This is a genomic window from Tardiphaga sp. GW822-FHT04G09, from assembly GCF_058800725.1.
Genome location: NZ_JBXAMO010000002.1, coordinates 560,301 through 574,529 on the forward strand (window position 1 = coordinate 560,301; position 14,229 = coordinate 574,529).

Here is a 14,229-nt window from a genome sequence, read left to right on the forward strand (position 1 = left end):
GTCCATCCCAGTTCCCTTGGCAGCGCCCTTGGTCGCACCTAGATTGTATCCGACCGACCCAGGGTGAACCCTTGTGGCGACTCACAAGGGAATAAGGCCGCGATTTCGCGCGGCGACGAAGGAAGATCGATGAACGCGAACCTGCGCAATTTTGCCCTCTGGGTCATTATCGTTTTGCTGCTGCTGGCGCTGTTCACGCTTTTCCAGAATCCCGGTCAGCGCACTGCCTCGCAGGACATCTCGTTCTCGCAGCTCCTCACCGAAGTTGATCAAAATCACGTCCGTGACGTTGTGATTCAGGGGCCGGAGATTCACGGCACCTTCACCAACGGCTCCAGCTTCCAGACCTATGCGCCGAGCGATCCGACCCTGATCAAGCGTCTGTATGACGCCAAGGTCTCGATCACTGCCAAGGCGCCGGGCGACAACGTGCCGTGGTTCGTCTCGCTGCTCGTGTCGTGGCTGCCATTCATCGCGCTGATCGGCGTGTGGATCTTCCTGTCGCGCCAGATGCAGGGTGGCGCCGGCAAGGCGATGGGCTTCGGCAAGTCGCGCGCCAAGATGCTGACGGAAGCGCATGGCCGCGTGACGTTCGAAGACGTCGCCGGTGTGGATGAGGCCAAGCAGGATCTGCAGGAAATCGTCGAATTCCTGCGCGACCCCGGCAAGTATCAGCGCCTCGGCGGACGTATCCCGCGCGGCGTGCTGCTGGTTGGCCCTCCCGGTACCGGTAAGACGCTGATCGCACGTGCTGTCGCCGGCGAAGCCAATGTGCCGTTCTTCACCATCTCGGGTTCGGACTTCGTCGAAATGTTTGTCGGCGTCGGCGCATCCCGCGTGCGTGACATGTTCGAGCAGGCCAAGAAGAACGCGCCTTGCATCATCTTCATCGACGAAATCGATGCCGTGGGTCGTCATCGTGGCGCTGGCCTCGGCGGCGGCAATGACGAGCGCGAACAGACCCTCAACCAGTTGCTGGTCGAGATGGACGGCTTCGAGGCCAATGAGGGCGTGATCCTGATCGCTGCCACCAACCGTCCGGATGTGCTGGATCCTGCGCTGCTGCGCCCGGGCCGTTTCGACCGTCAGGTCGTGGTGCCGAATCCGGACGTCGTCGGCCGTGAGCAGATCCTCAAGGTCCATGTCCGCAAGGTGCCGCTGGCGCCGGATATCAACCTCAAGACCATCGCCCGCGGCACCCCCGGTTTCTCGGGCGCCGATCTGATGAACCTCGTCAACGAAGCCGCTCTGACCGCCGCGCGCCGCAACAAGCGCATGGTGACGCAGAGCGAGTTCGAAGAGGCCAAGGACAAGGTCATGATGGGCGCCGAGCGCAAGTCGCTGGTGATGTCCGAGGAAGAGAAGATGCTGACCGCCTATCACGAAGGCGGCCACGCCATCGTCGGCCTCAACGTCGTCGCCACCGACCCGATCCACAAGGCAACCATCATTCCGCGCGGCCGTGCCCTCGGCATGGTCATGCAACTGCCGGAGCGCGACAAGATGTCGATGTCGCTGGAGCAGATGACCTCGCGCCTCGCCATCATGATGGGCGGTCGCGTTGCTGAAGAGCTGGTCTTCGGCCGCAACAAGGTCACCTCCGGTGCATCTTCCGACATCGAGCAGGCCACGCGCCTGGCTCGCATGATGGTCACGCGCTGGGGCCTGTCGGAAGAACTCGGCACGGTGTCCTATGGCGAGAACAATGACGAAGTGTTCCTCGGCATGCAGGTCAACCGCCAGCAGAACGTCTCGGAATCGACCGCGCAGAAGATCGACTCCGAAGTGAAGCGTCTGGTCGCGGAAGGTTATGACGAGGCGACCAAGATCCTCACCGAGAAGCGTGCCGATCTGGAAGCCCTCGCCAAGGGCCTGCTCGAATTCGAGACCCTGTCCGGTGATGAGATCACAGATCTCTTGAACGGCAAGAAGCCGAACCGCGAGTCGGTGCTGGAGCCCTCGGGCCCGCGTACCTCGGCCGTGCCGCCCGCCGGCAAGCCGCGGTCGCGTCCGGACGGTGGCCTGGAGCCGCAGCCGCAGGCGTAAAGGCTTCGTACTCAGACATGCAAAACGCGGCCGAAAGGCCGCGTTTTTTGTTGTCTGTAGCTCCGATTGCGCTGCGCTCCGGTCGGCCTACGGTCCACTTAAACCTTCCTCAAACTTCCCCCGGCACTGTCCGCCAGCGCCTTTGATGCGCATTGGGGACCCCATGGCAGTGCCGCTCACGATGACTTCGACACCCGGGCGCGGCCTCATTCCGCCGGCGCTGCTGATTGTCTGCACCATCCTGACGATGCTGCATCTCGCCTTCTTCCCGACCTTTTACGGCCGCGGCTGGATCTATGAGGGCGGCCTCGGCTCCCCCACGGACTTCATCAATGTCTGGTCCGCCGGCCGATTGGTGCTCGATGGGCACCCGGCATGGGCCTATGACTGGGACATTCAGAAGAAGATCCAGATCGCCGTCCTCGGCCAGACCTATCCCGGCAATTTCGCCTGGCACTATCCGCCGCCATTCCTGTTCATCGCGGCATTACTCGCGAAGCTGCCTTATGCCGTGGCCTTTGCCGGCTGGGCTGCAGTCAGCTTCATTCCTTATCTGATTGCGATGCGCGCGATCGTCGGTCGCCCCTTCGGATTGGTGTTGGCAGCGGCGTTTCCGGTTGTCATGACCAACGCGCTGGTCGGGCAGAATGGATTTCTGACGGCGGCGCTGATCGGCGGCATGCTGGTGCTATTGCCCACGCGACCGATCCTGTCGGGCATCTGTCTGGGGCTGCTCAGCTACAAGCCGCAATATGGTTTGCTGTTTCCGCTGATGCTGATCGCGGCGTCACAATGGAAGGCGTTTGTCAGTGCAGGCATCACGACCGTGCTACTCGCCGCGGTGTCGTGGCTGGCTTTCGGCACGGAGAGCTGGCAAGCCTTTATTCACTGGATGCCGATGTTCTCGCAGGCCTTCCTCACCGAAGGCCGCGCGCCGTGGGGCAAGATGCAGAGCATCTTCGCGCTGGTGCGCTATTTTGACGGCAGCGAGCCGCTGGCATGGACGTTTCAGTGGATCATGATCGGCGCCGTCGTGGCGGTGCTCGTCCCCTTGTGGCGAAGCCGTGTGCGATACGAATTGAAAGCAGCCGCGCTGGCAGTCGGCGCCTTGCTGACGACGCCGTATCTGTTTCTGTACGACGTCATGGTGCTTGCGATTGCCGTCGGCTTTCTCGCGCGTATCGGTCTCTCCGAAGGCTTTCAGCGCCACGAACTGCCGATCCTCGGCGCCGCCGCGGCGCTGTTGATTGCCTATCCATTCCTGGGCGGCCCCACTGGCTTTGGCGCAACGCTGCTGGTCGCAGCGTTGATCGCCATGCGAATCCGAAGCTCTATTCGCTCCACGCCGAGTTCAGGATGACGCTGCAGAAATTAATGCGCTTGTAGCTGGGGTCGCGAAGTGCGAGCACGTCAGCCTTGACGTTGCCGAAGGTGGTCTCCGGCTTGTGGATCGTCCCTGCAGCGAACGCATCGATGATCCCGTTCTTGAAGTCGTGGCCGCGCGGATGGCAGGCACACACTTCGTGGCGCTGATATTCGGTGAAGGCATCGTACTCCAGACCCAAGACGTCCATCTCGACACCGGCCGTCACCAGCGCCACGACGGGTCGCTTGTGCTTGGGAATGCCCGGCGTCGTGTGAAGCGCGATGGCGTCCCAGACATCGTCGATATCGCGTTCATCGATATGGTGGCTGCGCAGGAAGTCTGCGGCAGCATTCGCGCCATCGACCTCGAAACGCTCCTCCTTGCTCGCATAGGGCGCCTGCAGGCCCATGTCGTGAAACATGGCGCCGACATAGAGTAACTCGGAATCGACCTTGAGACCCTTGCGCTGCCCCGCGAGCGCGCCGAACAGGAAAACGCGATTTGAGTGGTGATACAAAAGCTCACTTTCCGTATCACGCACCAGCTGATCGACCTGGCGGGCGAGGGCGCTGTCCGGCACTTTAATGCCGGCAATCGTCTTGCTCATGGGATGCTCCTTGCACTGTTGTTGTGATTCATCCGTTGTCGTCCGAGGGCGGTGTTCTCGCAATCGCGCAACGCCCTGTAAAACTGCCATTCGTCCGTGATTTCCTGCCGGAACGCGACTATCTATTCTTCGGCGTCTGGGTTCACTGCCATCGATGGAATGAAGCATCACCATGAAGACCGTTGCGCTTGCGATCTTTCCGGGTGTCCAGTCGCTGGACGTGGCCGGTCCGCTCGATGTGTTCATGGAGGCCAATGGCTTCGTCGCGCCGGGCGAAGGTTATGACATCACGCTAGTTGCAGCAGACTGCGCGCCGCTGCGTGCATCGAACGGTTTGCGGATATCCGCCGATCTGGCGTTCAGTGACGCGAAGAAGCCCTGGGATCTGGTTCTGGTTGCCGGCGGGCCAGGTCTGCCGTCGGCGGAGGCCGATCCGCAGCTCACCGAATGGCTAGCCAGCGCCGCACTCCATGCGGGGCGTTACGGCTCGGTCTGCACCGGTGCATTCGCGCTCGGCCATGCAGGTCTGCTCGACGGCAAGACGGTGACGACGCACTGGCAGAATGCGCCGCTATTGGCGCTGCGTTTCCCCAAAGCGCATGTGGAGTTCGATCGCATCTATAGCCGCGATGGCGCGCTCGTGACATCGGCCGGCGTCACCGCAGGCATCGATCTCGGTCTCGCACTGGTTCAGGAAGATCATGGTGCCGATGTCGCGCTGGCTGTGGCCAAGCGTCTGGTCGTGGTGGCGCAGCGCCAGGGCGGCCAGTCGCAATTCAGTCCCTATCTGGTGCCGCCGTCCGAACCGGGTTCACCAATCGCGCGTGTCCATGCCCATGTGATGGCTCATTTGCGTGACGCGCACAGCGTGGATGAACTCGCCGATGTGGCGGGCATGAGCGCGCGAACTTTCGCGCGGGCGTTTAAGCAGGAAACGAAGATGACGCCGGCTGATTTTGTCGAGGGGGCCAGGATCGACACGGCGCGTAACCGTCTCGAAGGCAGCGATCTGCCGCTGAAGATGGTGGCCTATGAATGCGGCTTCACCACCGCCGAACATATGCGTCAGGTCTTCGTGCGACGGCTGGGCCTGACACCCAGCCAGTACCGGGCCAGCTTTCGCGCGGTCTGATCCGCTCAGGCGAGCTGCAGAGAGGAGATTGGATCGCTGGCCGGAAAACTGTCCATCAGCGCCTCGTTCAGCTTCTCGTCGAGGCGGCGCCGGGCAATCTGCTCCGTTGTCTCGAACGCCGCGAGTGCACCCGGGCGCTCGACGATAGTGTTGAAGTTCATCCTCTCGGTGGTCGTTACCAGGTTGCGCATGGCATTCTCCATTGGTTGGTGATGGTGTTCTGCGCTTCACAGCGCTTCCGGACAACGAATCGCATCGTGCAGAAACCGCCACCGATGCGGCGGATCCTGCCAGGACAAGCAGTTGTCCACGGGACCAACAGCCGTCATGAATTTGTCCGCTTGACACTCTGCCGCGGGTCACACCAAATGTAGACGTCACGGTCCGCCTTGTCGCAAGACTTGGTGGCTAAGAGGGAAGCCGGTGAAGACGTTGTTTTCGCGTCCAATTCCGGCGCTGCCCCCGCAACTGTAAGCAGAGAGTTTGTTTCGCCTGAAGTCACTGATGTCCTGTCGGCATTGGGAAGACAGAAACAAGCGCTTGAATCTGCGAGCCAGGAGACCTGCCGCGACACCAGAACGTCCATGGGCGGGGTGTCCCAGCGGTCGCTTGCAGGCAATGCCGGCGGGATCTCCGCCGTGTATTTTGCAGCGTCCTTTCGGCCCCAGCCCCCACTGCTTGATGCATCACACGGGGTCTTGCCGATGCCTACTTCATCTTCCGTCTTGTCCAACGGCCGCGATGCGGCCCATGCGCCGCCGATTCAACTGTCGCCGGAAACGCTCGCTGCGCCTGCGCGCGAACCTGCGATGCAGATTATCCGCCGCAACGGCACCGTGTCGCCCTTCGACGGCAGCAAGATTTCCGTGGCGATGACCAAGGCGTTCCTCGCCGTCGAGGGCCACACCGCTGCCGCGTCGCGCCGCGTTCATGAAGCGGTGGAACAGCTCACCGGCGATGTCGTGTCCGCGCTGACGCGCCGTGTCGGGGAGGGGCGCACCTTCCATATCGAGGATGTGCAGGACCAGGTCGAACTGGCGCTGATGCGCAGCGAGCATCACAAGGTGGCGCGCGCTTATGTGCTGTATCGCGAGGAGCGCGCCCGCACCCGCGCGGAGGAACTGGCCGCCAAGCCTGCGCTCGTCTCCACCGCGCCAGTGCTGCATGTCACGCTCGCCAACGGCACGCGCGCGCCGCTCGATTCGGCGCGTCTGGCGCTGATCGTCAACGAGGCCTGCGCCGGCCTCGATGGCGTCGATGCCGCCCCGGTGCTCGAGGAAACCCGCCGCAATCTCTATGACGGCATCACGCTGGATGAGCTGGCACTGGCCGGTATCATGGCCGCCCGTACGCTGGTGGAGCAGGAACCGAACTACACCTTTGTCAGCGCCCGCCTGCTGCTCGACAAGCTGCGCACCGAAGTCCTGTCCTTCGTCCATGGCAGTCCGACGCATGCGTCGCAGGCTGACATGACCACGCGCTACGCCGAATATTTCAGCGCCTATATCAAGACCGGCATCAATGCCGAACTGCTCGATCCTGAACTCGCGCGTTTCGACCTCAAGCGAATCGCCGCGGCGCTGAAGCCGGAAGGCGATCTCCAGTTCCAGTTTCTGGGTCTGCAGACGCTCTATGACCGCTACTTCCTGCATGTGCAGGGCAACCGAATCGAGCTGCCGCAGGCCTTCTTCATGCGCGTCGCCATGGGCCTCGCATTGCGCGAGATCGACCGCGAAGCCCGCGCCATCGAATTCTACAATCTGCTGTCGTCGTTCGACTTCATGGCCTCGACGCCGACTCTGTTCAATTCCGGCACGCTGCGCCCGCAGCTGTCGTCCTGCTTCCTCACCACGGTCGCCGACGATCTCGACGGCATCTTCAAGTCGGTGAAGGACAATGCGCTGCTGGCGAAATATTCCGGCGGTCTCGGCAATGACTGGACCCGCGTGCGCGGGCTGGGTGCCCACATCAAGGGCACCAATGGCGAGAGCCAGGGTGTGGTGCCATTCCTGAAAGTCGCTAATGACACGGCCATCGCCGTCAACCAGGGCGGCAAGCGCAAGGGCGCGGTCTGCGCCTATCTGGAAACCTGGCATATCGACATCGAGGAATTCCTCGATCTGCGCAAGAACACCGGCGACGACCGCCGCCGCACCCACGACATGAACACGGCCAACTGGGTGCCGGATCTGTTCATGCAGCGCGTCGAGCTTGACGGCGAATGGACACTGTTCTCGCCTGACGAAACGCCTGAGCTGCACGATCTCTTTGGCAAGCCCTTTGCCGAGCGCTATGCGGCCTACGAAGAGAAAGCCGCGCGAGGCGAGATGCGCGTGTTCAAGACGGTGCGTGCCACCGATCTGTGGCGCCGCATGCTGACCATGGTGTTCGAGACCGGCCATCCCTGGATCACGTTCAAGGACCCGTGCAACCTGCGCTCGCCGCAGCAGCATGTCGGCGTGATCCATTCGTCGAATCTCTGCACCGAAATCACTTTGAATACGTCGGATGATGAAGTCGCCGTCTGCAATCTCGGCTCGGTCAATCTGCTGAACCACATCGGCAAGGACGGCCTCGATCACGCACAGCTCAAGCGCACGGTGACCACGGCGATGCGAATGCTCGACAATGTCATCGACATCAATTTCTACACCATCCCGGAAGCACGCCGCTCCAACCTCAAGCATCGTCCGGTCGGTCTCGGCCTGATGGGCTTCCAGGACGCCCTGCAGGTCCAGGGCATCGCCATGGCGTCGGACGCTGCCGTCGCCTTCGCCGACACCAGCATGGAAGCGATTGCCTTCCATGCGATCTCGGCATCGGTCGATCTCGCCGCCGAGCGCGGCCGTTATCCGTCCTTTGAGGGATCGCTGTGGAGCCGCGGCATTCTGCCGATCGACTCCATCGAAATCCTGGCCGCTGCGCGGGGCGGCGTGGAGATGGATCGTTCCATCACGCTCGACTGGAATGGCTTGCGGGACCGTGTGAAGACGACCGGCATGCGCAATTCCAACGTGATGGCGATCGCGCCGACGGCGACGATCTCCAATATCTGCGGCGTCGCGCAGTCGATCGAGCCCGCCTATCAGAACCTCTATGTCAAATCGAACATGTCGGGCGACTTCACGGTGGTGAACGCGTTTCTCGTGCGCGATCTGAAGAAGCGCGGGCTGTGGGACGAGGTGATGGTCTCCGATCTCAAGTATTTCGACGGCAGCGTCGGATCGATCGACCGCGTGCCCGACGATCTCAAGGCGCTGTATGCGACCTCATTCGAGATCGACAGCGCTTGGCTGATCGAGGCGGCCTCGCGCCGGCAGAAATGGATCGACCAAGCGCAGTCGCTCAATCTCTACATCGCCAATCCCTCCGGCAAGAAGCTCGACCAGCTTTATCGCCTCGCCTGGACGCTGGGATTGAAGACGACCTACTACCTGCGCTCGCGCAGTGCCACGCATGTGGAGAAATCGACGCTGAAGGGCACCGACGGCAAGCTCAACGCGGTGTCGGCAACGGTGGCGACAGCGAAGACGGCAGGCGCGCCGATTCTCGTGGCATCCTCCGCGGTCACCGCGCCGGACCTGTCCGAAGCGATGGCCTGCTCGATCGACAACCCCGAATGCGAGGCGTGTCAGTAAGGGTGTGCCAAACACACTGACCTCATCCTGAGGAGCAGCCTCTTGGCCGCGTCTCGAAGGATGGCCCACGCTCATGGTTCGAGACGCCCGCTGAAGAAGCGGGCTCCTCACCATGAGGGCCGAACAAATATGCAAGGAAAACCCCATGCTCGACTGGTCCGATACCTCATCCGCTCCCCAAAAAAACGCCTTCATCCCACTCCCGCAGTCTCCCGCCGACGCCACCGGCCTTGGCACCATCGATCGCGCTGGCGGCCGCGTCTCGGTGGATGAAAAGCGGATGATCAACTGCCGCGCTGACGTCAATCAGCTGCTGCCGCTGAAGTACAAATGGGCGTGGGAGAAGTATCTCGCCGGCTGCAACAATCACTGGATGCCCACCGAAGTCTCGATGCAGGCAGACATCGCGCTGTGGAAGTCCCGCGACGGCCTGACCGAAGACGAGCGCCGCGCCATCAAGCGCAATCTCGGCTTCTTCGCGGCGTCGGAGAGCCTCGTCGCCAACAATATCGTGCTGGCAATCTATCGCCACCTCACCAATCCGGAATGCCGGCAGTATCTGTTGCGCCAGGCGTTCGAGGAGGCCGTGCATACGCACACATTCCAGTACATCGTCGAAAGCCTCGGCCTCGACGAGGGCGAACTGTTCAACATGTATCGCGAGGTGCCGTCGATCACCGAGAAGGCGGCCTGGGCGCTCAAGCACACCCAGCATCTCGACGATCCCGATTTCAAGACCGGCACGCCGGAGACCGATCAGGCCTTCATGCGCGATCTCGTCGCCTTCTACGTGATCTTCGAGGGCATGTGGTTCTACACGGGCTTTGCGCAGATCCTGTCGCTCGGCCGCCGCAACAAGATGGTGGGCATTGCCGAACAGTATCAGTACATCCTGCGCGATGAATCCATTCACCTGAATTTCGGCATCGACGTCATCAATCAGATCAAGATCGAGAATCCGCATCTCTGGACCAAGGCATTCCAGGAAGAAATCCGCGACATGATCCGGACGGCCGCCGAGCTCGAGGCGGCCTATGGGCGGGACACCATGCCGCGCGGCTTCCTCGGGCTGAATGCGGCGCTGTGCGAAACCTATATGCACTTCATCGCCAACCGCCGCTGCGCGCAAATAGGTCTCGCGCCGGTGTTTACGGAAACGGAAAATCCATTCCCGTGGATGTCGGAAGCGATGGACCTGAAGAAGGAGAAGAACTTCTTCGAAACGCGTGTGATCGAGTATCAGAACGGCGGCGCGCTGAACTGGGAGTAGTCTTTGGTCTCATATCCAAGCGCGCATGGCCCTTATGAGATCGCGTGGCTTGACCTGACTGTGTGATGCCAGCACCCATGCTGCATCACACGGATCGATCATGCACAGCACCCACATTGCCAAGGCGCCGGCATACTGGTCGAAGGCCGCTATCGTGCCGGGCATCATCGCTATCGGGCCGATGCTGCCAGGCACGCTGGCCTTCGGCATGGCGTTCGGCGCACTGTGCGCGCAGAAGAACTTTTCGCTGGCCGAAGTCATTGTCATGATGGGCACCGTCTATGGCGGCCTGTCGCAATTCGTCGCCGTGCAGTCCTGGCCGAGCGCGCTGACGCCGGGTACCATCGCGACGCTGGCTTTGCTCACGCTCACGGTCAATGTCCGTTTCATGCTCATGAGCGCGACGCTGCGGCCGTGGTTCGGCACATTGCCGCCATGGCAGGCTTATCCCGCGATGCTGCTGGTGACCGATGGCGGCTGGCTCGCGGCGATGCGCTATCGCGATCACGGCGGCGCCGATGCCTGGTTCTATGTCGGCGGCGGCATCGTGCTCTATCTGGTCTGGCTGGTCGCCGCGATCCCGGGCTTCGTGCTTGCCGAGCAACTGACCGATCCCAAGAAATACGGCGTCGATCTGGTCATGCCTGCCTTCTACGCGGCCATGCTCGTTCCGGCCTGGAAGGGACCGCGCCGGGCGATCCCGTGGGTGGTCTCCGGGATCGTGGCCCTCGTCGTTCACTGGTTGGCCGCTGGCTGGTGGTTCATCATCGCCGGTGCGCTGTCGGGCGCGATCAGTGCCGGGCTCATGGACGAGCCCGAAAAGTCGGGAGCGTCCGCATGACGGAATTTCTGCGCAGCGATGTGATGATCGCCTTCGCAGTCATGACCGCGGTCACCGTGGCCTCGCGCCTCGGCGGCTACTGGCTGATGGGCTACGTCAACGTCACGCCGCGGGTGCGCCGGATGCTCGACGCGTTGCCGGGCTCGATCATCGTCGCCGCCGCGCTCCCTGTGGCCGTCAATGGCGGGGCGGTGGTGGTTTTCGCGATCCTCGCCGCGATGGCCGTGACCATCATCCGCCGTAACGACTTCATTGCCGTCATCACCGGCATGGCAGTGGCCGCGGCCGCCCGCGCGCTCGGATTTGGCGGCTAGATCTACCCGAAAAGTTGAATCCCGCTATGCGCAAAATACCTTGTCAATGAGTCTGAACTAGTGTTCAGTTCTTATCGCGGGCACCCTCAGGCTCGCTCAAAACCTTGAAGTTACGCACCTTATTTGTGACAGCCGTCAGGTTGGCCAAGGGGTGCCGGGGATGAGAACGCCCATGGTTTACCGACGGACCCATCAAGTTGTGAAGCGGCTTGCAGCACGACGCAGTGCGATTCTGGCGGCGGCACGCGAAACTTGCGCCGAAGGGGGCATGGCGGCGGTTCAGATCGCTCCGGTTGCGGTTCGCGCCAATGTCGCAGCGGGCACGGTTTATCGGTATTTCCCGTCCAAGGCCGACCTGATTTCCGAACTCATTGCCGACGTGTCGCGCGACGAGCTCGCGGCGATCCGCCGGGCTGCCGACGCTGCGCCGGGTCCGTCGTCGGCGCTGGCCGCGGCGGTGACCACGGTGGCCGTGCATGTCGTTTCTCACCGCAAATTATCGTGGGGCATCCTGGCCGAGCCGGTTGAGGTCGATGTGACGGAGTCGCGGCTGGCCAGTCGCCGCGAGATTGCTGGCGAGATCGAATCCCGCATCGCGGCCGCCATTCGCGCCGGTCATTTGCCGGCGCAGGATACGGCACTCGCGGCCGCGGCCTTGCTCGGCGCCCTGCATGAAGCGCTGGTCGGGCCGATGGCGCCCGACAATCTCGAAGATCAGGCCAAGTTGCGCGACGCAGTGCAGACCGTCACGCTGCTGGCGCTGCGCGCCGTTGGCGTGATGGATGCCCGCGCACGCGGGCTTGTGGTGCAGGCCGTGCTTCCGACCAAGATGGCGGCTGGCGCCTAGCGCGTTTGCCAAGCGGGTGCCGGTTCGCGTCAAGAAAACGCGTCAAAACAAAAGGCTCCAGCGCTTACGGCTTGATTTTGCCGTCCTTGTCGAACTGCGCGAGGAATGCCCACAGGTCGTTGACCTCGGATTCCTTCTTGATGCCGGCAAAGGCCATCTTGGTGCCCGGGATCTTGGCCTTCGGGTCCTTGATGTATTCCTTGAACGTCGCTTCATCCCAGGTGATGCCGGAATTCTTGTTGGCGTCCGAATAGGCATAGCCCTCGGCGGTTCCCGATTTGCGGCCGTTCAATCCATTGAGTTCCGGACCGACCTTGTTCTTGGCGTTGTCGCCGATGGCGTGGCAGGCGAGGCATTTGTTGAAGGAGGACTTCCCAGCGGCGACGTCCTGTGCAAGTGCGAAGGAGGAGGCGGTCGAGGCGGCGAGAACGATCAGGGCGCCGAAAGTGACAGACTTCATGGATGGCTCTTTTTGTTTGTTGGCTTTCCAGTTTAGTTTGTTGCACACGCTCCGAGTAGTCCACAAGTGCGATGGCTGCTGCCGCGCGTCCCGGCGTCATGTGGCGCGTCATGCTTTGGTAAGCTACCCAAAGCGGCCTGGACGTGGTTGATTCATGGCAAAGCAGCAGGGTGATCGCTGCGATCTTCGGGAGTGCGCGTTCAATGACCATCATGATGCCGGCGGCGGATCAGGCTGTCCTCGCAAGGCGCGAGGCCATTGTCGCTGCGCTGCGTAAGCTGGTGCCGGGCGAGGGCGTGATCTCCAGCGCTGCCGAGATGCTGCCCTATGAGTCGGACGGGCTGATGGCCTATCGCCAGCCGCCGATGGTCGTCGTGTTGCCCGATACGACCGAGCAGGTCTCCAAAGTTCTGAAATATTGTCATGAGAACGGCATCAAGGTGGTGCCGCGCGGTTCGGGCACGTCACTGTCCGGTGGCGCACTTCCATTGGCCGATGCGGTGCTGCTTGGTCTTGGCAAGTTCAAGCGCGTGCGCGAGATTGATTTCGATAACCGCGCCGTGGTTGTCGAGCCCGGCGTCACCAATCTCGCTATCAGCCAGGCGGTGGCGCATGCGGGCTTCTACTACGCGCCGGATCCGTCGTCGCAGATTGCCTGCTCGATTGGCGGCAATGTCGCGGAGAATTCCGGCGGCGTGCACAGCCTGAAATACGGCATGACCACCAACAATCTGCTCGGCTGCGAGATCGTGCTGATGTCGGGCGAAGTCATTCGCGTCGGCGGCAAGACGGCGGAGACATCGGGCTACGACCTGATGGGGATCATCACCGGTTCCGAAGGCCTGCTGGGTGTCATCACCGAAATCACCGTGCGTATCCTGCAGAAGCCGGAGACGGCGCGCGCGCTGATGATCGGCTTTGCCGAGGTGGAGCAGGCCGGGCAATGTGTTGCCGATGTCATCAGCGCCGGCATCATTCCCGGCGGCATGGAGATGATGGACAAGCCGGCGATCCACGCCGCGGAAGCATTTGTGCATGCCGGCTACCCCCTGGACGTCGAGGCACTGCTGATCATCGAGCTCGATGGCCCCGGGGTCGAAGTCGATGAACTCATCAAACGCGTCGAGACAATAGCGCTCGGCTGTGGCTCGACCACCTGCCAGATATCGACTTCCGAGCAGGAACGGCTGCTGTTCTGGTCCGGTCGCAAGGCGGCATTCCCTGCAGTAGGTCGCATCTCGCCGGACTATCTCTGCATGGACGGCACCATCCCGCGCGCCGCGCTGCCACTGGTCCTGCGCCGCATGAAGGAAATGTCGGCCAAATACGGCCTCGGCGTCGCCAATGTGTTTCATGCTGGTGACGGCAATTTGCATCCGCTGATCCTGTACGACGCCAACAAGCCCGGCGAGCTGCAGCTCGCCGAGGATTTCGGCGCGGATATCCTGCGGCTGTGCGTCGAGGTCGGCGGCGTGCTGACCGGCGAGCATGGTGTCGGCATCGAGAAACGCGACCTGATGCCGGAGATGTTCAGCGAGGTCGATCTCAACCAGCAGCAACGCATCAAATGCGCCTTCGACTCGCAGGGTCTACTCAATCCCGGCAAGGTGTTTCCGACACTGCATCGCTGCGCCGAACTCGGTCGCGTGCATGTGCATGGCGGCAAGCTGGCGTTTCCCGATCTGCCGCGATTTTAGTTGGACGCATC

Annotated in this window: 12 protein-coding genes and 1 riboswitch; of the genes, 9 read left to right on the plus strand and 3 right to left on the minus strand. The window is 62.2% G+C overall.

Going from position 1 to position 14,229, the window contains the following annotated elements:
• Positions 1-129: 129 nt before the first annotated feature.
• Positions 130-2,046, plus strand: coding sequence for an ATP-dependent zinc metalloprotease FtsH (gene ftsH / locus AC1RLZ_RS06405; RefSeq protein WP_493187927.1), 1,917 nt, complete (start codon positions 130-132; stop codon positions 2,044-2,046).
• A gap of 163 nt (positions 2,047-2,209) precedes the next feature.
• The gene (locus tag AC1RLZ_RS06410; protein ID WP_493187928.1) at positions 2,210-3,406 is read left to right on the plus strand and encodes a glycosyltransferase family 87 protein; all 1,197 of its coding nucleotides are present in this window, start codon (positions 2,210-2,212) and stop codon (positions 3,404-3,406) included.
• On the opposite strand, the gene AC1RLZ_RS06415 is transcribed toward AC1RLZ_RS06410, so the two are convergent.
• Entirely contained in the window at positions 3,378-4,019 is a 642-nt protein-coding gene (locus AC1RLZ_RS06415; protein WP_493187929.1) for an HD domain-containing protein, read from the minus strand. The genes AC1RLZ_RS06410 and AC1RLZ_RS06415 overlap by 29 nt on opposite strands.
• Positions 4,020-4,185: 166 nt before the next feature.
• Between AC1RLZ_RS06415 and AC1RLZ_RS06420 the strand changes: the two genes are divergently transcribed.
• Entirely contained in the window at positions 4,186-5,151 is a 966-nt protein-coding gene (locus AC1RLZ_RS06420; RefSeq protein WP_493188008.1) for a GlxA family transcriptional regulator, read from the plus strand.
• A 5-nt stretch (positions 5,152-5,156) separates the two neighbouring features.
• On the opposite strand, the gene AC1RLZ_RS06425 is transcribed toward AC1RLZ_RS06420, so the two are convergent.
• Positions 5,157-5,342 carry a hypothetical protein gene (locus AC1RLZ_RS06425; protein WP_493187930.1) on the minus strand — a complete coding sequence of 62 codons (186 nt, stop codon included), beginning with the start codon at positions 5,340-5,342 and terminating at the stop codon, positions 5,157-5,159.
• 172 nt (positions 5,343-5,514) lie between these two features.
• A riboswitch (cobalamin riboswitch) is annotated at positions 5,515-5,735 on the plus strand.
• A 120-nt stretch (positions 5,736-5,855) separates the two neighbouring features.
• Between AC1RLZ_RS06425 and AC1RLZ_RS06430 the strand changes: the two genes are divergently transcribed.
• From AC1RLZ_RS06430 to AC1RLZ_RS06450, 5 genes are all read left to right on the plus strand, one after another.
• Positions 5,856-8,789 (plus strand): ribonucleoside-diphosphate reductase subunit alpha, encoded by a 2,934-nt coding sequence (locus AC1RLZ_RS06430; RefSeq protein WP_493187931.1) that lies wholly within the window; start codon positions 5,856-5,858, stop codon positions 8,787-8,789.
• A gap of 145 nt (positions 8,790-8,934) precedes the next feature.
• Positions 8,935-10,059 (plus strand): ribonucleotide-diphosphate reductase subunit beta, encoded by a 1,125-nt coding sequence (locus AC1RLZ_RS06435; protein WP_493187932.1) that lies wholly within the window; start codon positions 8,935-8,937, stop codon positions 10,057-10,059.
• A gap of 100 nt (positions 10,060-10,159) precedes the next feature.
• On the plus strand, positions 10,160-10,900 hold the full coding sequence (locus AC1RLZ_RS06440) for an AzlC family ABC transporter permease (RefSeq protein WP_493187933.1): 741 nt from the start codon (positions 10,160-10,162) through the stop codon (positions 10,898-10,900).
• Entirely contained in the window at positions 10,897-11,214 is a 318-nt protein-coding gene (locus AC1RLZ_RS06445) for an AzlD family protein (RefSeq protein WP_493187934.1), read from the plus strand. The genes AC1RLZ_RS06440 and AC1RLZ_RS06445 overlap by 4 nt, the downstream gene beginning before the upstream one ends.
• Positions 11,215-11,386: 172 nt before the next feature.
• A complete protein-coding gene (locus AC1RLZ_RS06450; protein WP_092139147.1) occupies positions 11,387-12,061 on the plus strand; it encodes a TetR/AcrR family transcriptional regulator in 675 nt (224 codons plus the stop codon).
• 64 nt (positions 12,062-12,125) lie between these two features.
• On the opposite strand, the gene cycA is transcribed toward AC1RLZ_RS06450, so the two are convergent.
• Positions 12,126-12,521, minus strand: a complete 396-nt coding sequence (gene cycA, locus AC1RLZ_RS06455; RefSeq protein WP_493187935.1) for a cytochrome c-550 CycA — start codon at positions 12,519-12,521, stop codon at positions 12,126-12,128.
• A gap of 203 nt (positions 12,522-12,724) precedes the next feature.
• Between cycA and AC1RLZ_RS06460 the strand changes: the two genes are divergently transcribed.
• The gene (locus AC1RLZ_RS06460; protein ID WP_493187936.1) at positions 12,725-14,218 is read left to right on the plus strand and encodes an FAD-linked oxidase C-terminal domain-containing protein; all 1,494 of its coding nucleotides are present in this window, start codon (positions 12,725-12,727) and stop codon (positions 14,216-14,218) included.
• Positions 14,219-14,229: the final 11 nt, after the last annotated feature.

Excerpts from the sequence above, each read along its gene's own strand:
- AC1RLZ_RS06450 (WP_092139147.1), top strand. The coding sequence starts at position 11,387 with ATGGTTTACCGACGGACCCATCAAGTTGTGAAGCGGCTTGCAGCACGA.
- cycA (WP_493187935.1), bottom strand. The coding sequence starts at position 12,521 with ATGAAGTCTGTCACTTTCGGCGCCCTGATCGTTCTCGCCGCCTCGACC.
- AC1RLZ_RS06425 (WP_493187930.1), bottom strand. The coding sequence starts at position 5,342 with ATGCGCAACCTGGTAACGACCACCGAGAGGATGAACTTCAACACTATC.
- ftsH (WP_493187927.1), top strand. The coding sequence starts at position 130 with ATGAACGCGAACCTGCGCAATTTTGCCCTCTGGGTCATTATCGTTTTG.
- AC1RLZ_RS06410 (WP_493187928.1), top strand. The coding sequence starts at position 2,210 with ATGGCAGTGCCGCTCACGATGACTTCGACACCCGGGCGCGGCCTCATT.
- AC1RLZ_RS06435 (WP_493187932.1), top strand. The coding sequence starts at position 8,935 with ATGCTCGACTGGTCCGATACCTCATCCGCTCCCCAAAAAAACGCCTTC.
- AC1RLZ_RS06460 (WP_493187936.1), top strand. The coding sequence starts at position 12,725 with ATGACCATCATGATGCCGGCGGCGGATCAGGCTGTCCTCGCAAGGCGC.
- AC1RLZ_RS06445 (WP_493187934.1), top strand. The coding sequence starts at position 10,897 with ATGACGGAATTTCTGCGCAGCGATGTGATGATCGCCTTCGCAGTCATG.
- AC1RLZ_RS06415 (WP_493187929.1), bottom strand. The coding sequence starts at position 4,019 with ATGAGCAAGACGATTGCCGGCATTAAAGTGCCGGACAGCGCCCTCGCC.
- AC1RLZ_RS06430 (WP_493187931.1), top strand. The coding sequence starts at position 5,856 with ATGCCTACTTCATCTTCCGTCTTGTCCAACGGCCGCGATGCGGCCCAT.
- AC1RLZ_RS06440 (WP_493187933.1), top strand. The coding sequence starts at position 10,160 with ATGCACAGCACCCACATTGCCAAGGCGCCGGCATACTGGTCGAAGGCC.